Raw genomic sequence first — 19204 nt, 5'->3', positions numbered from 1 at the left:
ATCCTCATTCATTTTTATTCAACCCGCTGCCACATCTTTGCCACATGGATGCCGCCAAACAACAAATGTTTATCAACCGCCTGAGCAAAGTGTACAAGCATATAGGCAAGCTGGCCCGCAAGCAGCAGGTGACTTGCTACCGGGTGTACGACCACGACCTGCCCGAGTTTCCGCTGTGCATAGAGTTTTATGGCGACAACCTGTACATAGCCGAGTACAAACGCAACCACGGCATGACCGATGAAGCCCACGACGATTGGATGGAAGCTTGCATCGAAACCATTTGCAGCATTCTGAGTGTGCAAAAGGAAAATGTGTTTTTGAAACTGCGCCAACGCAAGCCGGGGCGGTTGGGCCAATACCAAAAAGTAGATGCACAGCAACATGAGTTTGCTGTTTCAGAAAACGGATTGCAGTTCATCGTCAATCTCAGTGATTACCTCGATACAGGTTTGTTTCTCGACCATCGGCTGACCCGTCAAATGGTGCGGGAGCAATGTGCAGGCAAAAAGGTGTTGAACCTGTTTGCCTACACCGGTTCGTTCAGCGTGTATGCGGCTGCAGGTGGCGCCAGCTATGTAGAAACCGTTGACCTCAGCAAAACCTACCTGGCCTGGGCAGAACGCAATTTGCAACTGAACGGTTTTACTGATGAACACAAATACAAGATCGTTCATGCTGATGTGCTGCAGTATTTGCAAAGCATTCCTGCGCAATCTTTCGATTTGATTGTGATGGACCCGCCTACGTTTAGCAACAGCAAACGTATGGAAGATTTCCTCGACATACAGCGGGATCATGTGCGGCTCATCAACCAATGTTTGCAGGCGCTTACGCCGGGAGGCGTGTTGTATTTCAGCACCAATTTCCGCCGGTTTCAACTGGCTGCCGATGAGCTACAGGCAGCATACATCAAAGACATTACCCGTGCCACCACGCCATTCGATTTTGAAGGCAAATTGTTTCGCTGGTGCTACAAGCTGCACAAGGCGGAATGATGAATAAGGAATGATGAATAAGGAAGTAGGTAAAGGCAACCATTGAGTAAGGATTAGACAAGGCAAAGTGCAGTTAGATATCACTCGTTTTCTATTTTTCGAAATCTTCGAAATAGCGGAGTACTGATTGTTTAATTGAAGACATCCCAATCTTACTCCGGCTGTAGCTCGTAGCCGTTGTAAAATAGGTTGGGGTATAGCGTATGTACATGGCATCGAGCTGGCGGTAGTGGGGGAAAGGGCATGGGATGATACGATTACTTCAATCCTTTTTCTCTATGAGTTGAGTAATGTTTTGTCTGATTAGAGCGGGATCATCAGTGGACAACAGAACTTTACCGGTTTTATCAAGTAAAATGTAATGAGGAATGAGCCGAATACCAAAATAATCAGACAGCATGGCGCTTTGATTTTTTGAAGGGAAGGAGTCTATCAGTTGTATCCAAGGCATTTTTTCTTTGGCTAAAGCCTTTCGCCAGTCCTTATCATATCTGTCGCCTGATATACCCACTATCTCTAAACCTTGAGGCCGGTATTTTTCATAGATTTTTTTCCAGGCAGGAATTTCTTTTCTACATGGTCCACACCAACTGGCCCAAAAATCCAATAATACGTATTGGCCTTGTAGTGAACTAAAAGAGAATGGTTGATGATTTGCTTGGCGTAAACGGACATCAGGCATCATTGCACCAGCTGATTGATTGTGCTGCGCCAGCAATTTTTCTTTCAATTGTTGGTAATAATATGTTGGCGTTTCATCAACTTTCATTTGATGGAACCAACGGTTGCAAACAGTCCAATCGGGTTGGATTGCTTGCATGATGTATTGTAAGATGATAAAGGACGCTGATGGTACGTCAGGTTTGGTTGTCATAAATTGCTCTATCCAAAGAAGTTGAGTTTGTTGGGCTTCTTTTTGTAGAGAATCTATCAACCGGGTGTAGTTTTTTTTATTTACTGCTATGTCTTGTTGAGCCATTGCCTTTAGCAATTGTTCCCTAAACCATTGCTGCCGGGTTTGTTGTAGGTATCTGCTATAGTCAGTTGCCATAGGTGTGCCGCTTTGCTCCACCTGCCAAATAAGTGCCCAAGCATTGGGGTCATTTACACCTTTACCGTTTCTTTTTGCACCGGTTGTATCTATATGTAATGTGCTATTGCCTGGTTCTACAAATGCTTTAAAATGCCAGTTACCGGGTGTTATCCGCCACAAATATTGCTTGGCTGTAGCAAACTGATGTTGAATTTTAAAATGCCCTGCAAGTATTACAGATTGACATAAAGTGTCATCAGCATCTTCCGATAAAATTTGAACAGTTCCACTATCAAGGCCTGAGAAACTACCTGATATTTGAGCATAAAATGTGCCCGATTGCGCCCCCGTTGAAAGAGATAAAAAAAGGAAAATACAATAAATGCAATGATTGATTAGTGTTCGCATTTGTTGTGGATAGTGGATTGATGGATAATAAATCACGAACGCTATCAACTCAAATAATTAGGGTTTGCGATTATTTTTTATCATTTTAAGCAATTAGTACCCATTAAATTCCATTGCAACATTTTTTCTTTACGTTAGTAGTCATTAAGTTATAAATATTGCTATAACACTATCCTGCTGGGGGTGGTGGAACAAAAGAAAGTTTATCACTATGGGCTTCTAACTCATCATCAATTACATCTAAATTATCAGCCACTTTTAAAACAATGCCATTGGGGTCAATTAAGATATAAGAAGGATAAAGCTGAAGACCTAATGTATTTCGAATATAGTCAGCCTGTTTAGGTATAATCAGGAATTGTAATTCGTTTAGATCTCTATATTCTTTTAATAAATCTTTTTCATCGTCAGCAAAAGAGATAAATCGAACGTTTTTGGTATTGTATTTATCCATGATTTTATTTAAATGAGGAAGTTGTTTCTCACAAGGACCACATTTTATAAACCAAGTTTTTGCAACTATAAAGTTTTCGTTAAAAGTACTATCTGTTATCAGCGTTCCGTTTATGTCAGTGAAATGAAACTGTGGCATTTTTTTTCCTTCAAGCTTTAAATGATCCAGTTCAATTTTTGCCATTTGCTTAATAGTCTCATTGATATTTTCATCCACTTTCTCTGGCAAATGAAACAATTGATAAACCCTTAAACTATCCGCTTCAAAAGAAGCTATCGGAATGTAATTTCCAGTATTCAACAGTTCTGTAAACCTCTTTTTAGTCAATGTATTACTACTAGTGTCTTTAGCTATAAAATCGCTGCATAAATTAATTTCTTTGTTCCAATATGTCCAAAATGTCATATAAGATTTTGTGATTTCACTCACTTCATCCTTCTGGTTTATTTTTTCATTAGACGCATATCCGCATGCTACACTCATACTTGTAACGAAGAGCAGTATGATGAAATTCTTTTGCATAGAAAAGAGGGTATTTTCATGATTTAATTACATCAAAAAAGGAGAAGAATGTCTCAAATACATGAGACATTCTTCTATTGCTCATACTAGCATTTAACTGCAACAGCGCCCTTTGTGCAAGTCCAACCTGCAGCACAAACACTACAGTTGTTGGTGCCTTCCCAGCAGCATTTGTAGCCTGCGCCAGCTATTACTCCGCCACCATCATCAACTGCCATGTCTTCCAGACCAGCCATTACATTTTTCATCTCAGCCCGGCTGAGTTTGCCTGCTACAGTAGCGAGGCTCATTTTTTTTGTTTCCATTGCTTGTACAATTTAAACGGTTTTAAAAATAGGTGTTTGCCCCGGTAGTTTTGAGCCATACGGGGTGCTGGGCCGCCGGGCATTGGTTATGGTGTAACCAAAGAGTGCTTCCCGGGCTTTTTCCACAGGGCACTACTCCTGCAGAAAATGGAAGACCATGCTATCAAACACTGCAATACATTGCTAACGGTTGCAGATTGGTGCTATGGATGCGTTGGTTAAATGTCGATATAAAAAATCATTCATCATAACCGGAGCGGGCATGTAAACTGTACATTACCTACACCTTAAGTGTAGGTAATGTACATGCAGTTGTGTTGTGAAAGGTTGTTTTGTAGATGCTTCTGATAGTCGCTTTCATTTGTTCAATAAAGTGATGAGTGCAAAGTGTTACAATGCATATTTGTACGTCTGCTATGAGGGATGAAGACAGCAATACTTTACAGAGAGCAAGATGCATGAGGATATTTTTAGCACATAACAAATGAGTTATCTCCGTACTGCTTTATCAATGCCATCCAGCAGCCGCTGAAGCAGGCGCCTGTTATCGGTTACAATGTCTACCTGCGCTTGCAGGCCATGCCGGTAGCTGAGGGCAATATGCTTATCCGTAACAAGGCCATTGGGCAGCATTAATTTGCCCATATAGCCACTATCGGTGGGCAGGGTTTTAATGCCGGTAAGTTGGGCAGCTACAGTACCAAATTCTTCATACGGGTAGGCGGTAAAACGCAGCCTTGCCTGTTGACCAATTTTTAGCTTGCCAAAGTTGTATTGCGAAAGCGTGACCGCTACGTAATAGCCCGCATTGGGCGGCACTACACTCCCAATGGATTGGCCACGCTGCATGTTGGCACCTGCTTGCAAAAAGCCGTTCAGCGACAGCCGCCCATTACAGGGGGCCACTATCAGGTATTGCTGCTGCCATGCGGCCAGCTTAGCCTGCCACTGCTGCAGTGCCTGTTTGAAAATTTCTGTTTGTTGGGCTATCTCGTTGTTCAGTTGGGCTATTTCTTTTTGCTTATCGTGGGCCTGCATGTTGTTGTTGAGCAGTGCTGCCGAAACTTGTGGGCCTTGCAGTTGTTTGTTGACCCATTTGCTCTGCTCGTTGCGCAACTCAACCGGCGCTATTACCTGCTGGTTGGCCAATTTGTTGCTGGCGGCAAAATTGTCGGCTGCCAGGGCAATATCTTGTTGCGTAAGTTGCTGCTGCTGTTGCAGTATTTTTTGCTGTGCTTGTAAAAAAGCAAGGTCTTGACGAAGCATCTGCATTTTTTGCTGATAGTACCCCTGCTGCAAGTATTGTGTAAAGGTTTGTATCGCAGCCATCAGTTGTTGAAAATCGGCCTGCACTTCACCCATGCGAAAGCTGCCCGCTATTTCTTGGAATTGATGGTACCAATGCAGCGCTGCTGTAGGGTTGGCATTGGCCATTTCATGGTGCAGGCTATCCGTCATTTGCTGCAACCGCAACAGGTGCTCATAATTTGCAGTGCTTTGCATGACAGCTATCAGCCGGCCTTGTGGCACACTATCGCCTTCGGACACAAACAGGTGCTGCAGGCGGCCATCGGTACGCACCACCAGCTCTTGCGGCAAATGGGTAGCCATAAGCGTACCCGTAGCCTGCACCCTGTCGGGATAGTGTATGAACCAGGTAGCGGCCAGTAGTAAGCCCAGCAATGCCCCAAACAACACGATGCCCCAGCGTACCAACCAAGGTGGCCGGTGGCTCAGCAAGGCCGTAAACGAATCTTCCATCGCCGGTGCGGTATGCACTGCCGCAGCGGCTTGTAACGGACTTTCTGTATCGTGGTTATTCGTTGCCAAGTTCTAATTGGTTTTTTACCAGTTCATAATATCGGCCCCGAAGGTTTACAAGGCTTTCATGCGTGCCTTCTTCCGCTATGGCTCCGTTGTGCATCACTACTATTTTATGGGCATGCCTCACCGTGCTCAGCCTATGCGCTACTACCAGCACCGTTTTGTGGGCAAAAAACCGTTGCAGGTTTTCTACAATTACTTTTTCATTGTTAGCATCCAGCGAGTTGGTGGCTTCATCTAAAAAAATAAACTGCGGCTGCTTGTACACGGCTCTTGCCAACGCCAAGCGTTGCCGCTGGCCGCCGCTCATGCCTACCCCTTCGGCCCCCAGCTTGGTATAAAAGCCAAGTGGCAAGGCTTCTATGTAGTCGAGTATGTTGGCTATTCTGCAGGCTTCCAACACCCGTTCCATATCTACCGGTTCTTCGGTTACGGTTATGTTTTTGAGAATGGTATCGTTGAATACATAGCTATCCTGCATGACTACCCCGCAGCGGCTGCGCCAATACCTTGGGCTAATGCTGCTAAAAGCGGTAGCGCCAATGGTAATGCTGCCGCTGTACGTTTCATAAAAGCGAAGCAGTAGCTTAAGCAGGGTGGTTTTACCGCTGCCACTCATGCCTACTATTGCAGTGGTTTGCTGTGCCGGTATGGTAAGCGATAGCTGGCGTAGCACCGGCTCATTGCCCGCCCCGGGATAGGTAAAACTGAGATTATTGATGTGGATGCTGTGCTCTTGCGGCAGCCGGTGTTGAAATTGCCTCGCTGCAGGTTCTTCATCGGGCAGTACTTGTATATCGTTCATGCGCTCCAGTGATATGCTGGCATCTTGCGCCTGTTGGGTAAAGCCAATGAGCTGCTCAATGGGAGCGTTGAGCTGACCAATGATGTACTGTACCGCCAGCATTACCCCCAAGCTTAGCTTGCCCTCCACCACCTGCTGCGCCACCAAAAAGTGATGAGGATGTTTTTGCCCTGATTAATGAACAAGGCGCCAAACTGCTGATACTGGTTGAGCGACAGGCTTTTGAAATTGAGCCGGAATACCGCCGCCTGCAAGCCCTCCCATTTCCAGCGGAAACTGTGCTCGGCGTTGTTCAGCTTTATCTCCTGCACCCCATACACCAATTGCATGCTGGCATTGCTTTCACGGGCCATAATGGCAAAGCGCTGATAATCGAGCCGGCGCCGAAAACGCAAAAACAAGCGTATCCATAAAAAATACAATACACTGCCAGCGGCAAAAATCATAAATATTTGAGCGTTGTATTGCAGCAGCACTACCGAAAACACCAGCAAATTAAAAAGGCTAAACAGGGTACTGAGTGCAGCGCCGGTGAGAAACTGCTCAATCCGCTGCTGATCGCTGAGGCGTTGCAAAATATCGCCGGGGTGCTTGGTATCGAAAAAATGAATGGGCAGGCGCAGCAGCTTGGCCCAAAAAGCACTCAGCAATTGCAGGTTTACCCGTGTGCTTACATGCAGCAGTATGCGGCTGCGGATGAACTCTACCAGTGTTTGGCTGAGCAGCAGCATAAGCTGTGCCGCTAAAATAATTTGGATAAAATGGAGGTTGCGGGTGTTGATGCCCGTATCTACCAGGCTTTGGGTAAGAAAAGGAAAGATGAGCTGCAACAGGCTGCCCAATAGCAGGCCCAGCCCCACTTGCAGCAGGTAGCGGCGGTACCTGCCCAACTGCTGCACCATGTGCCACCAGCCAAATACCTTGGGGGCGGCTTGCTCCTCCGCAGCATCATCTTCTTGCTGGGTATGCAAGGCGGGTGTAGCCTCCAGCAGCAGGGCAATGCCTTTGGCCTCCGTGCCCTCTTGGGTGCTGAGCCAGTGCTGCTGCAGTTGTGCATGGCTCAGCCACAGCAGCCCCTTGGCCGGATCGGCTATTTGCACCTGCCCCTTTTTGGTGGCCGGCGTAAGCACTACAAAATGGTGTTGATCCCAATGCAAGATGGCGGGCAGCGGCGCCTCTTGCAGCAGTTGTTGCAGGGTAAGCTTGGCCCCCACGGCATGAAAGCCCAATGCCTCTGCTGCATTGGCCAGCCCCAATAGGCTGGCACCTTGCTTTCCATACTCCGTTTTGCTACGCAGGTACTCTAAGCTTACACTACGCCCATAATGCCGGGCCACCATGCGCAGGCAGGTAGGGCCACAATCCATGGCATCGAGCTGGCGGTAGAGGGGGAAGGGCATGGGATGAATAATTACTATTGAGAGCTAACATTCGAATTATGAAATGACTGGACTTAATAGTCGTGCACAGGCTTTTTTTTGATAATAGCTTTAAAGCAATCATTTGCCTATTTTTTTATAACTCTCTAACAGTAATGTTGCTAAGTCCGAAATAGTAATATTTTTTTTAAGTATCACTCCATCACTGTTTAGCAAGAAGTTCGTAGGGAAAGAGTTGATTGCAAGCTTTGTTGTAGTCTTACCGCTTTTATCCAATAAGTGTAGCCAATTGAGAGACTCTTTCTGAATTAAATTGCGCCAAGTGTCAATTTTGGATTCTTCATCAATAGAAATTCCGATGATTTGAAAACCATATTGTCTGTATATTTTGAATAAGCGCTTAAGTTCTGGAAACTGCTTTCTACAAGGTATACAATCTGTAAACCAAAAGTCAACCAAGGTAAATGAACTCCCTAGTTTAGATTTATCTATAACTGTAATTTCTTCCTGTATATTTTGAAATTGAAGTTCTGGAAAAACCGAATTAATGCTAAGCAATTCACTTGCATATAGATCTTGTAAAAAGATCAATCCTATTTGTGAATTTCGAATTTCAACAGGGAACTTATTGAAAATGCTTCTGTAAGAACTGTTATGCCCAATATTCTTGAGTCTCTCAATCATTTTCCATAAGGTTACATGAGAGTTTGGATGTAATTCTGCATACAATTGAAATAATGAGTCTGACTGATGCGATATCAGCTTTTGCTTTGCTTCAAATTCAAGAACAATTTCTTTAGGTATATTGCCATCAAACTTATTGTAAATGCCTTCTTCGTATTCGTAATATCTATTTACATCTACAATAAATTTTTCAAAGAAATCATTGTATTCATATTTTATTTCATTTTGATATGTAGAGTTAGCAATTCTTGGAGAAATGTGTTCATCAATCGAGTCGATTTCTATAAAAACATTCTCTCCATTAATGAAAACAAAATCTGTAGACCCACTGGAAATATTACTTTGAATATACAACCTGTAAGCATATGTATTATTATTGTTATGTATTCTTCTAAACTTGAATAATCCATCTTTTATTATTGCAGAATCTTTCATGCTATTAGGGCCGTAATATTTTGCTTCATTTATCACCGGCACTATGTAAATCATTCCAGAATCTACATTGCTTACATAACCCTCAATGATGTAATCTAATGGTTGTGAAATGCAGATAGCAAAATTCAAAGAGAGAACCAGAGATATTATTGATTTTTTCAAAGTTGAATATTAATAATTTTGAATACGTTTACTGCCGATTTTTTTCTTGTCTCATCTGAATAATGGGAGTTTCATTTATAAGAATGAATGAAACTCCCCAATAGGATTAACAAATAAGAGGCTTTGCACAAACCTTAAGTTCTATGCAAGATGGTGAACTTCTGCATACTTTGATACCACATTGTGAATCACTAGTACAAGCTGTGCAAATTGGCTTTAAATCGTCTTCAAATTCAAGTGATGAATCCCCTGAATTTCCCGCCAATACATCTTTCATCTCAGCCCGGCTGAGTTTGCCCTGCACATTAGCAAGGCTCATTCTTTTTGCTTCCATGGTGTTTAATATTTATTGATTTAGTAAAAGTTGATTTCAGGTCTCTTATCATTAGAGTACCAAGTATTTCAGCTTAAGTTTTCAAAAAAATGATCTGGTAGTAGATCATGTGCATTGACCAATCGTTATGATGTCTGATTATTCTATTAATAATTTTTCAATGAATTGAATTAATCCTTCCTTGTCGCTCGGTTCGAAACCGCTAAATGAGACCACCCTGAAGTTTTTATCTACAATTACAATACGGGGTAATGAGTACAATTGATATTCAGGGATAGCATACCTGTTTATAATCCAAGTATTTTTTCCAAGATTATATTTTGATACTGCCGATTCCCATTTAGCTGTATTCTCATCTATAGAAACAGATTGAATGACTACGTTACTGTCATTGATAAAGTGTTGTTTAATTGCCTCAATTTGTGGAAATGCTTGAATACAAGGGCCACACCATGTAGCCCAAAAATCGAGTAAGATGACTTTACCTTTTAAATCGCTTAATTTGACCGACTTTTTATTAATGTTGAGTGCTGCAAAATCTTGGGCTTGACTCCCATTTGCGAAAATTGATTTTGACTTTAGAAATTCAAGTAATGGGTAACGATATTCTTCTTTAACTATTAGGTTAATACGATCATTTATCTTTTCAAAGTCAGCATTTTCATACTGGTAATTCATTTCTGCAAAAATTGAACTAGCCGTAATCCATTCTTTTATAGTTAAAGAGGATGTGCTAGCAGAGTCTTGCTTATTGTATTTGATTACATACCCGGCAATTTTTTGATAAACTACAAGATCGAGATAGTCACTGTTGACGAATTTGTTAATGAACGGCTCTATTAGTTTACCAATTTGAGGCATAAACGTTTGTTGGAAGCGTTTACTCGAGTCCATAGATAACTTGTGTCTCTCTGGATAAAACCAAGTTAAACTCACTATACTGTTGATGATATCTGCTTTTATTCTGGCTTCTTCAAGCTCAATAAATAGAGGGCTAGCATCTGGCAGGGCTAATAAACTTTGATGCCTTTTTTTGCCATAATCAACGAAAGCGTCAATAGTCTCATTAACTGTAGATTTTATTAAACTAGAATATTCACAATAGGACCCTGCTTTTGGGAAGGCTGTATTTTTTAGATAATCATTTAATTTCCAATTACTCCCTTCAAACTTTGCCTTTTCAGGAAGATTGAAGTCGATTTGTACATTTATGTTATCTCCAGGGCTCAAATAAATAATATTTCTGCCTAGTCGAAAATATCCTGGACTTTTTACATGTGTTTTGATTGAAAAATTCCCAAGACTATCTGGCAAAAAATAACGTTCAGGATTAGATGCGGAAATCCTTCCCACTGCAGACATATCCTCCAATTCAATTTGATTGCTAATATTGACTATGTTCCCCTTGATAATTACATTATCTATATTCTTTTGTCCAAATGATGAAATAGACCATAGTGGAATTATGGCTGTTACTTTTAAAAAAATCAGTATTAATTTTTGTTGCATGGAGTATCTTAATATTAAATGAACACTTCGACAAATCATTTGTCGAAGTATTCATTAATTACTAATAAAGGAAACAAGCCTTGATTGATTTCCCACCACATGTTCCTGTTGTACACTTTCTATCTAGTGGACAATCAGCTGTTGTCAGGCAAGTATCGTTGCATTCAATTGTTTCATCCCCAGTATCTTCAAAAGATGAATTCCCCGCCATCACATTTTTCATCTCAGCCCGGCTGAGTTTGCCTGCTACAGTAGCGAGGCTCATTTTTTTTGTTTCCATTGTTTGTACAATTTAAACGGTTTTAAAAATAGGTGTTTGCCCCGGTAGTTTTGGGCCATACGGGGTGCTGGGCCGCCGGGCAGTGGTTAGGGTGTAACCAAAGAGTGCTTCCCGGGCTTTTTTCCACAGGGCACTACTCCTGCAGAAAATAAGATAGGTCCTCCACATCGTACTCCGGCGGTAGCTCGTAGCCGTTGTAAAATAGGGTGGGGGTATAGCGTATGTCATTGGCCTTGCTCCACTGCTCCATGGTGGTAATGGTAGGGGCCGCAGCGGCTATGGCACCGTTCAGCGGGTATTTGGTGGCAAAGGCTTCATAATCTTTTGTTTCTGGCAGGTACCAATCGTCTAATGCCTGCTGCACCTGCGCCTGCCCGGTAGCCGTATGTGCGATGGCCATCAGGTGGGTGGCAGCCGTATGGTATTTTTCGCCGGGTACATTGGGCACCATAAACAGTATTTGGACCTGCAGGTTGGGGTGGCGGTGCAGCAGTTGCTCTATTTTGGGGTGTGCCTTGCTGCAGGGCCCGCAGTATGGGTTGCACACTTTCACCAGTTTGTGCGGGGCATTGGCAGGGCCCAATACAATACCCAAACCATTGGTAGGTGTGGTTATGGCTTTTTGCTTGTGTAGCAGGCTGGTAAATACTTCGGGGTTAAACTTGAGGCGTCGGTAGGCCCGCTGCTCCCTGCAGGACGGTTTGGTGCCGCAGCAACCAAGGCTTGAGGAAGAGCCAAGCTAATAGCGGGAGAATGTAAACGGTAGCAATGATGAATGCGGATTGAGGAATGAGGAATGTAGTGAGGGTGTCTAACGATAATGCAGGTAAGTAATTGCCCATCCATAAGGCTGTGCCTTGCAGCACCAATACAGCTTGCACGGCAAGGCAAAGCATGCACCACTGCTTGGCAATGCGCCACTGATAGTAAATACTGAAGATGGGGTACACCAAGGCAGCCACGCCCACTAAGCCCAACCACTGCAAGGCCCAAGGGGCCTGGGTGGGAAAGGCCATCAGCAATAGGCCACCTGCATAATAGGCAAAGCCTATTTCGCTCCAGCTGAGCCAGCCAAACAGTTTGCTGGCACTGCTATTGAGGATGGCGTTGCAATTGGTTTTAACAAGGCCGGTACACACTTTTTGCAGCAGTGGGTTGCGTTTGTCTATATCGTACCACAGCAGCATGAGGCTAACGGCAAGGCCTGCTAAGTACAATATAAAGATGGCGATGATGGCTGCAATGGTGGCTCCGCCGCCTGACAGGTTCGCAGATCCTGTCAGGTGTTGCAGCCGTGGCCAACACAAGCCGCCCAAAGCTGTGAGGGCCAGCAGCAAAGCTGTAATGGGCAGCGCCAGTTGCCAGCGGCGTTTGCGGGCAGCAGCAGCATATTCTGGGTCGCCGCTTTGCGGGGTGGCTTCGGCTATCAGGTAAATACCCGTCCAGCGTTGCAAAAAGTCTTTCAGCGGTTCCTGATGCTGTTGGCGGTAGCTGTATTGGTAAAAGTGAACCACATCATTGTGAACCCCCACTACCACGGCTAAGGGCCGCTCAGGATGATTGGTTACTGCCAACAAGGGGTAATGAGTATCGGGCAATTGTTGGTCGGCAGCTTTTGCAGCCAGATGGGGTACATGCCATTGGTGCAGGGCATCGCTAATGCAGAGCAGGCTGGGCCAGTCGGGGTGTTCTTCTAATTGCTGCTCTACAGTAAAGCTGTGTACTGGCACTTGGAGCAGCCGCAGCAGGCAGTCGGTAGCTTGTACATTTGGGTGTTGTAAGTGTGTCGTCAATTTGTTCATACAAAGCAACAATTTTCACAGTTCTGGAGTGATGCTGATAACCTACTGTGAATGTCAGGCATATAACGAATACAACAGTCTTTTTAGGCATGCAAAATCTGTAGCTTATGTACACCTTAACTGTAGGTAACCTACAGTTGGTTTGACATTTGTCAAAAAAAAGTATTGTAGTGAACGAAATTTTTTTAAAACCACCTATATTTATGCTATTACGCTCTATACACCTTACACTTTTCATCATGCACAGCGATGCTATCCTGAAACAAGCAGCCGCAACAATTTTACGTCGGTTGCGTATTTCAGCAAAACTCAAAAGAGAGGCACTGGCAGCATCTCTCAATATTAGTAAAAGCGCCATAGATAAGATGGAGCAAGGGGTGTATCATATCAAACTGACGGACATTATTAGGCTGGCTCCTTTATTAAATATGTCAGCTACGGAATTTGTGGCGCAAATAGAAGCTGAACTTGAAAAATTGTTGCATCACAATATTGATTAGCACAATTACATCGGGTAAAAATCAGCTTAATGATTTGCCAAATGGATAAAAGTATTGGCTTTTTGTTGCCTTAAAATTTGCACAAGTTTTTAGAGAAAATGATAAGAAGTAGAAAATATAGAAATAAAGAAAAGTCTTAAACGAGAAAATCACAAAGACTGTATGTTCCTTGTGTGTCCATCGTGTCTTGGTGGTTTAAACACAGATGACAGATGATAGATGTTAGTTGATAGAAAATGCAGAAGGTTTGACAAGATTACTTCGTGCCCATTGTGTCCCCTGTGCGCCTTCGTGGTTCAAAAAATCCCTAACTAAAAATCTGATACACCAGCCAGCTCATGCTGTAGGCCAGCACAGTCATGTAGCCCAGTTGTATGGCGGGCCATTTCCAGCTTTTGGTTTCTCTTTTTACAATGGCCAGTGTACTCATGCACTGCATGGCCAGCAGGTAAAACACCATTAATGATAAAGCCGTGGCCAGCGTGTACACTTTGCTGCCATCGGCACGTACGGCCGATTGCATTTTGTTGCGTAGTGTCTGATCGTTTTCATCGGCATCGGCGCCCACACTGTAGAGTGTGGCCATAGTGCCCACAAACACTTCTCGGGCAGCAAAAGAGGTAATGAGGGCAATGCCAATTTTCCAATCGTAGCCCAGCGGTTCTATCACGGGCTCAATCCATTTGCCCATGACACCGGCATAACTGTTAGCCAAATGGTCGGCCTGGTATTGCTTGTCTATTTCTTCGGCATTGGCATTGGGCTGCTGGCGCAATTGTTCGTAGCGGGCATTGAGCTGCTCCATCTGTGTGGGCGGCCCGTAGGTGCTCAGTACCCACAGCACCAGGCTGATGATCATGATGATTTTACCTGCATCAAACACAAAAATGCGGGCCTTTTCTATCATGGTGTGGCCTACGTTTTTCCAGCGGGGAGCACGGTATATCGGCAGCTCCAAAATGAAGTAACTCTTCTCCTTGATGTTGATGAACCACTTGGCTATCCACGCAATCATCAATGCCATAGCCGTACCAAACACATACAAAAACATCATTACCAAACCCTGCAGGCTCAAAAAGCCGAGGAAGTATTTGTTGGGAACGGTGAGCGAAATAAGAATGGTAAACACCGGCAGCCGGGCACTACAGCTCATGAGCGGTGTTACCAAAATGGTGAGCAATCTTTCCTTACTGTTTTCAATGTTGCGGGCCGTCATGATGGCGGGCACGGCACAGGCAAACCCACTAATCATGGGCATCACACTTTTGCCGTTGAGCCCCACTTTGCGCATCAGTTTGTCGGTTAAAAAACTAATGCGGGCCATATAACCGCTGTCTTCCAGCAGGGTGATCAGGCCAAACAAAATCATGATTTGCGGAACGAAAATGAGGATGCCGCCCAGGCCGGCCACCGCACCGTTGATGAGTAGGTCGCTCCACCAGGCTTCGGGCAATACCGAGCCCAGCCAGCCGCTTAATTCGCCAAAGGTCCAGTCGATGGCATCCATGGGGTAAGAGGCCAGCCAGAAAATACTTTGGAACAACAGGAACAATACGCTGAGCAAAATGAGATAACCCCAGGTGCGGTGCAGTAGCAAATTATCGAGCCGCTCGGTAAACATTTTTTTGGCCAACGGGTCGGCTTCTACCACGGTCTTCTGCATAATCTGCCGGATGCGTTGGTAGCGGCCCATAATTTCTTCGGCCTGCGTTTTGGTGTGGTTAAACTGGTGGTCGGTTTCCACCTGTTCTATCTGTGCTTGCAATGCGACGGGCAGTGCAAATTGTTCGTGATTGATGAGGTAGTGAATGGCCCGGTAATCGCTGAGGCCGGGCAGCAATTGCTGTACGGCGGCTACCGGTTCGGCGGCCAGGGCTGCGGTATCAAAAAAGTTCTGGCCTGCCAGTTGTCTATGTTGGCAGCCATTACTTCAATCGACCGCTTGAGGTGGTGAATGCCTTTTTCTTTGCGTGGATTGACGGGCACCACGGGTACACCCAATTCCAGCGCCAAACCTTTGATGTCGATTTGGGTACCTTTTTGGCGGGCCAGATCCATCATGGTCAGGGCTACCACTACGGGTATTTTCAGATCGAGAATTTGAGAGCAAAACAGCAGGTTGCGTTTCAGGTTGCTGGCATCGGCCACCAGTATCACCATATCGGGTTGTACGTCGCTGTCTTGCTGCAGCAGCACTTTGTAGCTCACCCATTCATCGCCCCGCTTGGGATACAGGCTGTAGGTACCCGGCAGGTCAATGATGTTGGCCACCATGTTCTCCGAAATATCGCAGCGGCCTTGCTTTTTATCCACCGTTACACCCGGAAAATTGCCCACCTTTTGGTTGAGGCCCGTGAGGGAATTGAACAGCGAGGTTTTGCCACTGTTCGGGTTGCCCACCAGGGCTATGTTCAATACGGTATTTGCTGCTGTGCTCATCTTGGGGGCGCCAAAGGTAATTGTCACCACCATTCCCAACTTGCGAATAGTGGAAACGCAAAGTAGCAATGCGGAAAAATGAGCATAAAAAAGCCACCCGTGAGAGTGGGTGGCTTCGAAGTGCGTGTAAGGAGAGGGTGTGGGGTGAAAAAGTTGCCAAGCGATTGCCACATGCCTTTGTAGGCAAGCTGCTGCAATCAATGGTTCATCCAATGGGGGAAATGTGGGTTGTTCAGGGCTTAGGGTAGGGTGAGGGCAGATGAGGGATGTGTGCGTTTGATAGGTCAAAAGTAGACCTGTGCCCTATGCGGGGCAACCGTATTTATACTGTAAATCATGCAGTGTTCTACTTGAAATTGCACAGTAGTTGCTGAAACCGTCACAGTGTTTTTTCCATAAATACCACGCCTTCCAAAGGATTGTGGTAGTAAGGGGTGCAACGATGAAAGCCCAGCTGCTCATACAACTGTATAGCGGGTTGCAAACGGTCGAGTGTATCGAGCACCATTTTTGTATAACCCAGCTGTCGGCTTGCTGCTACAATGGCTGTGGCCAGCTGCTTGCCAATGCCTTTGCCCTGAAATGCGGGTAATACATAGAGGCGTTTCATTTCGCAAATACCATCTGCTTTTTTACGAAGGGCTACACAGCCTGCAATGTCCTGTTTGTAAAAAGCCAGCAGCAGGGCACCACTTGGCGGGCCGTACATGGCGGGCAAATCGTTGAGTTCTGCTTCAAAACTTTGAAAGCATAAATCTACGTTGAGATATTGCTGATACGCCATGAACAAATCTTTGGCCATGGCATACAGCTCAGGCGTCATGGCCTGTATGAGGTTGGCGGTATCAGGCTTCGCTACTGGCATCGTGCAGGTCCTTTTCGATGTTGCGTAGTTTTTCTTCGCACAAGCGAATGAGTTGCTTGGCGGCTTTCACTTTAGCAGCCAATGCATCTAATGGCAAGGTTTCATCTTCAATGTCGCTGACGAGCTGTTGCAGTTCATGCCAGGCCTCGTCGAAAGTGCGTTCATTCATGGGAGCGAATATCTGAAATGTGACTGTGAATGGTTTTGTTTTTTAGCACCGTTTGAATGGGATTATCCTTATCGAGTTGTGAGGCATCGGTAATGATGCGGTCGTTTTGCAGGATCATCGCAAAGCCGCGGTTCAAAATTTTATCGGGACTTACCTGTTCAATCAAGCGGCTGGTTTGTTCCAGCATCACTTGCTGATTGCGCAGTTGGTGCTGCCAGCTTTGTTTTACCCGCAGTTGAGTTTGTTGCAATGCATCGTGAGCCATCTTCCATTGGTCTTTGCTGCTGCGGTCTATCAGTAGTTGCAGGTCGTGCAGGCGTTCCCGCTGGCGCTGCAAGCGGTGTGGCACCAGCAAGCTGAGCTTTTGCTGCCAGTGCTGCAATTGCTGTTGCATGCCTGCCATGCGGTCTTCTACGGCTTCGGTGAGTTGCTGGTTCAGCTGCATCAAATCGCTGTCGAATTGCAGGCTTACGGCTACAAGGGCAGCGGCTACCTTGGTGGGTGTTTTAAACTGCCAACCCATCATGTCGGCAATGCTGGTGTTGCGGTCGTGCCCAATGCCGGTAAACACGGGAATGGGAAACAACGCAATACGTCGGGCTATCTCGAAATGATCGAACGCAGCAAAGTCGGTATTGCTGCCACCACCCCGTACAATGGCCACCACATCAAAAGAAGATGCTTGCTGTCTTATTTCGTCGAGCTGAGCCGTTATTTCCTGCACAGCTTGCTGGCCTTGTACACTTGCCGTAAATACCTGTACGTTAAAATCGTATCCATAAGCATTGTGTTGCAGTTCCTGTAAAAAATCTCTTTCACCATCGCTGCCACTGGCCGCAATGAGGGCAATGCGTTGCAATACTTTTGGCCATTGCAATTGTTTGTTGGCCGTAATGTATTCGCCATCTACCAATTGAATGTGTGAAGGATATTGGCGCAATAACAAATAGAGGGTCTGCTGCCGCTGCAGTTCTATCTGCCCGAGTGTAAAAGCACTGTCTATTTCGAGTATCTCGAGTTTCAAACCGTAGCGGGGATGAAACCGTACTGCTACACGGCAACTAATTTCCAAACCATCGGCAAAAGCCTGCCCGGTGCGTCGTTCAAATTGTTGCAGTTCAGCAAATGCATTGGCCCAAAGAACGCCTTGCATTTCGGTTACAATGTGCTCTTTATTTTTTTCGATGAGCTTGAGAAAACACCAGCGTTTCTGGGGGTATTTTTTTACATCGGTTATTTCGGCTATTACCCAAAAAGTTTCCGCTTCAAAAACCTGTTCAATGGTTTCCTGAATGAGGGATGCAAGAATGGATAATGGTAGCCTTCTGGTCATGATGTATCAAACCTACACAAAAATGCGGCTGCTCTCAGGGCTGGGGCAACAGGTGAATGTGCACCCAGCTAAAAATAGCAAACCGGTTAGTCGCAATGGTCATTCGTTGTGAACTGATAGCGCCGGTTTTAATGTGTAGCGGATATTGAAAAACAGGACCGTCAACACAAAAAGTATGGAATTCGCCATTTTCACCGCAAGGGTCAATATCCTGTGGTAACATGGCCATGCTTTTATCATCGAGCATTTTGCCTAGCCATTGCGTAGGGATGCGTTGCGCATCTATGCAGCAAATCATGGCTTTGAAGCCGGACTGTATCATGCTTTGCAACAAGTGGTTGGTTGGCAACTGCCAGAGCGGAAAAACAACTTGCATGCCTAGTTGTGTCATCAACTGCTCTCTGTATTGGCGAATGTCTTCCAGAAAAATATCGCCGAAGGCAATAGCATAAATACCTTGCTGTTGTAGTTGCTGTATGCTGGATTGTAATGCTGCTTCGTACTGTGCATTGCTGGTACCGGCTACATGAGACAGCAATAGGGGAATACCAATGGCTGCGGCTTGTGCCGTTATCAACGTTTCGTGCAGGTGATGCATGTTGAGCTCTCTGGTGTGGGTATTGCAGGTGCTGAGTAAATATTTCACTTCGTACTTGCCTTCCTGTTGTATCAGGTGCAGTGCGTAGCTACAATCTTTGCCTCCGCTCCAGCTTAGTGCGATGGGTATTTTGCTCATTGTCCGATGCGGTATTTTTCTTTAAAGAAGGTGTATTTGTTTTGTAAATCCAACAAACAGCCCAAACAAAGACAATCCTGATATCGGTCAGCAATGAATGCTTTTTCTTCTTCGCTCAATACAATACTACTGCATTGGCATTGTGCAATATTGCCCACTTTGCATTCAAAGGTCTTGTTGCATCGGGGGCAGTTGCGAGGTTCATGTTTGTGTGTGCTACTCATGTGG

General features: G+C 45.0%; 21 protein-coding genes. 2 read left to right on the top strand and 19 right to left on the bottom strand.

What is annotated here, in order from left to right; genetic code table 11:
• The first annotated feature begins 44 nt into the window (after nt 1-44).
• On the top strand, nt 45-998 hold the full coding sequence (locus tag GLV81_RS16410; protein WP_246186090.1) for a class I SAM-dependent methyltransferase: 954 nt from the start codon (nt 45-47) through the stop codon (nt 996-998).
• 262 nt (nt 999-1260) lie between these two features.
• Here the strand turns inward: GLV81_RS16410 and GLV81_RS16405 are convergent, their stop codons facing one another.
• From GLV81_RS16405 to GLV81_RS16355, 12 genes are all read right to left on the bottom strand, one after another.
• Nucleotides 1261-2439, bottom strand: coding sequence for a TlpA family protein disulfide reductase (locus GLV81_RS16405; RefSeq protein WP_157479828.1), 1179 nt, complete (start codon nt 2437-2439; stop codon nt 1261-1263).
• A gap of 169 nt (nt 2440-2608) precedes the next feature.
• Nucleotides 2609-3415 (bottom strand): TlpA family protein disulfide reductase, encoded by an 807-nt coding sequence (locus GLV81_RS16400; protein ID WP_157479827.1) that lies wholly within the window; start codon nt 3413-3415, stop codon nt 2609-2611.
• A gap of 86 nt (nt 3416-3501) precedes the next feature.
• Nucleotides 3502-3720: a hypothetical protein gene (locus GLV81_RS16395; RefSeq protein ID WP_157479826.1), complete on the bottom strand. Its 219-nt coding sequence runs from the start codon at nt 3718-3720 to the stop codon at nt 3502-3504.
• Between the two features lie 489 nt (nt 3721-4209).
• Nucleotides 4210-5550: an HlyD family secretion protein gene (locus tag GLV81_RS16390; protein ID WP_157479825.1), complete on the bottom strand. Its 1341-nt coding sequence runs from the start codon at nt 5548-5550 to the stop codon at nt 4210-4212.
• Nucleotides 5537-6451 (bottom strand): peptidase domain-containing ABC transporter, encoded by a 915-nt coding sequence (locus GLV81_RS20755; RefSeq protein ID WP_246186089.1) that lies wholly within the window; start codon nt 6449-6451, stop codon nt 5537-5539. Before GLV81_RS20755 ends, GLV81_RS16390 begins: the two co-directional genes overlap by 14 nt.
• Before the next feature lie 11 nt (nt 6452-6462).
• Nucleotides 6463-7749 carry a cysteine peptidase family C39 domain-containing protein gene (locus tag GLV81_RS20750; protein WP_246186088.1) on the bottom strand — a complete coding sequence of 429 codons (1287 nt, stop codon included), beginning with the start codon at nt 7747-7749 and terminating at the stop codon, nt 6463-6465.
• A gap of 99 nt (nt 7750-7848) precedes the next feature.
• Nucleotides 7849-9009, bottom strand: coding sequence for a TlpA family protein disulfide reductase (locus GLV81_RS16380; RefSeq protein WP_157479824.1), 1161 nt, complete (start codon nt 9007-9009; stop codon nt 7849-7851).
• Nucleotides 9010-9115: 106 nt separating this feature from the next.
• Entirely contained in the window at nt 9116-9343 is a 228-nt protein-coding gene (locus tag GLV81_RS16375) for a hypothetical protein (RefSeq protein ID WP_157479823.1), read from the bottom strand.
• A 138-nt stretch (nt 9344-9481) separates the two neighbouring features.
• A complete protein-coding gene (locus tag GLV81_RS16370; RefSeq protein WP_197428632.1) occupies nt 9482-10852 on the bottom strand; it encodes a TlpA family protein disulfide reductase in 1371 nt (456 codons plus the stop codon).
• A 61-nt stretch (nt 10853-10913) separates the two neighbouring features.
• Nucleotides 10914-11132, bottom strand: coding sequence for a hypothetical protein (locus GLV81_RS16365; RefSeq protein ID WP_157479821.1), 219 nt, complete (start codon nt 11130-11132; stop codon nt 10914-10916).
• Nucleotides 11133-11265: 133 nt separating this feature from the next.
• Complete coding sequence (locus GLV81_RS16360) at nt 11266-11727, bottom strand: DsbA family protein (protein ID WP_197428631.1); 462 nt, start codon at nt 11725-11727, stop codon at nt 11266-11268.
• 61 nt (nt 11728-11788) lie between these two features.
• Nucleotides 11789-12934: a vitamin K epoxide reductase family protein gene (locus GLV81_RS16355; protein ID WP_157479819.1), complete on the bottom strand. Its 1146-nt coding sequence runs from the start codon at nt 12932-12934 to the stop codon at nt 11789-11791.
• 170 nt (nt 12935-13104) lie between these two features.
• On the opposite strand from GLV81_RS16355, the gene GLV81_RS16350 reads away from it, so the two are divergent.
• Nucleotides 13105-13434 carry a helix-turn-helix domain-containing protein gene (locus GLV81_RS16350; protein ID WP_157479818.1) on the top strand — a complete coding sequence of 110 codons (330 nt, stop codon included), beginning with the start codon at nt 13105-13107 and terminating at the stop codon, nt 13432-13434.
• 307 nt (nt 13435-13741) lie between these two features.
• Here the strand turns inward: GLV81_RS16350 and feoB are convergent, their stop codons facing one another.
• The 7 genes from feoB to GLV81_RS16320 form a co-directional block, all read right to left on the bottom strand.
• Nucleotides 13742-15274 carry a ferrous iron transport protein B gene (gene feoB / locus GLV81_RS16345; protein ID WP_246186087.1) on the bottom strand — a complete coding sequence of 511 codons (1533 nt, stop codon included), beginning with the start codon at nt 15272-15274 and terminating at the stop codon, nt 13742-13744.
• Between the two features lie 14 nt (nt 15275-15288).
• Nucleotides 15289-15873, bottom strand: a complete 585-nt coding sequence (locus GLV81_RS20745) for a FeoB small GTPase domain-containing protein (protein ID WP_246186086.1) — start codon at nt 15871-15873, stop codon at nt 15289-15291.
• A 379-nt stretch (nt 15874-16252) separates the two neighbouring features.
• Nucleotides 16253-16738: a GNAT family N-acetyltransferase gene (locus tag GLV81_RS16340; RefSeq protein WP_197428630.1), complete on the bottom strand. Its 486-nt coding sequence runs from the start codon at nt 16736-16738 to the stop codon at nt 16253-16255.
• Nucleotides 16719-16907, bottom strand: coding sequence for an exodeoxyribonuclease VII small subunit (gene xseB / locus GLV81_RS16335; protein ID WP_157479817.1), 189 nt, complete (start codon nt 16905-16907; stop codon nt 16719-16721). Before xseB ends, GLV81_RS16340 begins: the two co-directional genes overlap by 20 nt.
• On the bottom strand, nt 16900-18240 hold the full coding sequence (gene xseA, locus GLV81_RS16330) for an exodeoxyribonuclease VII large subunit (protein WP_157479816.1): 1341 nt from the start codon (nt 18238-18240) through the stop codon (nt 16900-16902). The genes xseB and xseA overlap by 8 nt, the downstream gene beginning before the upstream one ends.
• Nucleotides 18241-18274: 34 nt before the next feature.
• Nucleotides 18275-18976: a Dph6-related ATP pyrophosphatase gene (locus tag GLV81_RS16325; RefSeq protein ID WP_157479815.1), complete on the bottom strand. Its 702-nt coding sequence runs from the start codon at nt 18974-18976 to the stop codon at nt 18275-18277.
• On the bottom strand, nt 18973-19200 hold the full coding sequence (locus GLV81_RS16320; protein WP_157479814.1) for a cysteine-rich CWC family protein: 228 nt from the start codon (nt 19198-19200) through the stop codon (nt 18973-18975). Before GLV81_RS16320 ends, GLV81_RS16325 begins: the two co-directional genes overlap by 4 nt.
• Nucleotides 19201-19204 lie beyond the last annotated feature (4 nt).

It is taken from the genome of Phnomibacter ginsenosidimutans, assembly GCF_009740285.1.
GTDB lineage: Bacteria > Bacteroidota > Bacteroidia > Chitinophagales > Chitinophagaceae > Phnomibacter > Phnomibacter ginsenosidimutans.
This window is presented reverse-complemented; position numbering and strand designations above follow the sequence as displayed.

Bases quoted from the DNA above. Each gene is read 5' to 3' on its own strand.
- xseA (WP_157479816.1), bottom strand. From the start codon at position 18,240: ATGACCAGAAGGCTACCATTATCCATTCTTGCATCCCTCATTCAGGAA.
- GLV81_RS16320 (WP_157479814.1), bottom strand. From the start codon at position 19,200: ATGAGTAGCACACACAAACATGAACCTCGCAACTGCCCCCGATGCAAC.
- GLV81_RS16325 (WP_157479815.1), bottom strand. From the start codon at position 18,976: ATGAGCAAAATACCCATCGCACTAAGCTGGAGCGGAGGCAAAGATTGT.
- GLV81_RS16410 (WP_246186090.1), top strand. From the start codon at position 45: ATGGATGCCGCCAAACAACAAATGTTTATCAACCGCCTGAGCAAAGTG.
- GLV81_RS20755 (WP_246186089.1), bottom strand. From the start codon at position 6,451: ATGCTGGCGGTACAGTACATCATTGGTCAGCTCAACGCTCCCATTGAG.
- GLV81_RS16395 (WP_157479826.1), bottom strand. From the start codon at position 3,720: ATGGAAACAAAAAAAATGAGCCTCGCTACTGTAGCAGGCAAACTCAGC.
- GLV81_RS16375 (WP_157479823.1), bottom strand. From the start codon at position 9,343: ATGGAAGCAAAAAGAATGAGCCTTGCTAATGTGCAGGGCAAACTCAGC.
- xseB (WP_157479817.1), bottom strand. From the start codon at position 16,907: ATGAATGAACGCACTTTCGACGAGGCCTGGCATGAACTGCAACAGCTC.
- GLV81_RS16370 (WP_197428632.1), bottom strand. From the start codon at position 10,852: ATGCAACAAAAATTAATACTGATTTTTTTAAAAGTAACAGCCATAATT.
- GLV81_RS16405 (WP_157479828.1), bottom strand. From the start codon at position 2,439: ATGCGAACACTAATCAATCATTGCATTTATTGTATTTTCCTTTTTTTA.
- GLV81_RS16365 (WP_157479821.1), bottom strand. From the start codon at position 11,132: ATGGAAACAAAAAAAATGAGCCTCGCTACTGTAGCAGGCAAACTCAGC.
- GLV81_RS20745 (WP_246186086.1), bottom strand. From the start codon at position 15,873: ATGAGCACAGCAGCAAATACCGTATTGAACATAGCCCTGGTGGGCAAC.
- GLV81_RS16355 (WP_157479819.1), bottom strand. From the start codon at position 12,934: ATGAACAAATTGACGACACACTTACAACACCCAAATGTACAAGCTACC.
- GLV81_RS16340 (WP_197428630.1), bottom strand. From the start codon at position 16,738: ATGCCAGTAGCGAAGCCTGATACCGCCAACCTCATACAGGCCATGACG.
- GLV81_RS16400 (WP_157479827.1), bottom strand. From the start codon at position 3,415: ATGCAAAAGAATTTCATCATACTGCTCTTCGTTACAAGTATGAGTGTA.
- GLV81_RS20750 (WP_246186088.1), bottom strand. From the start codon at position 7,749: ATGCCCTTCCCCCTCTACCGCCAGCTCGATGCCATGGATTGTGGCCCT.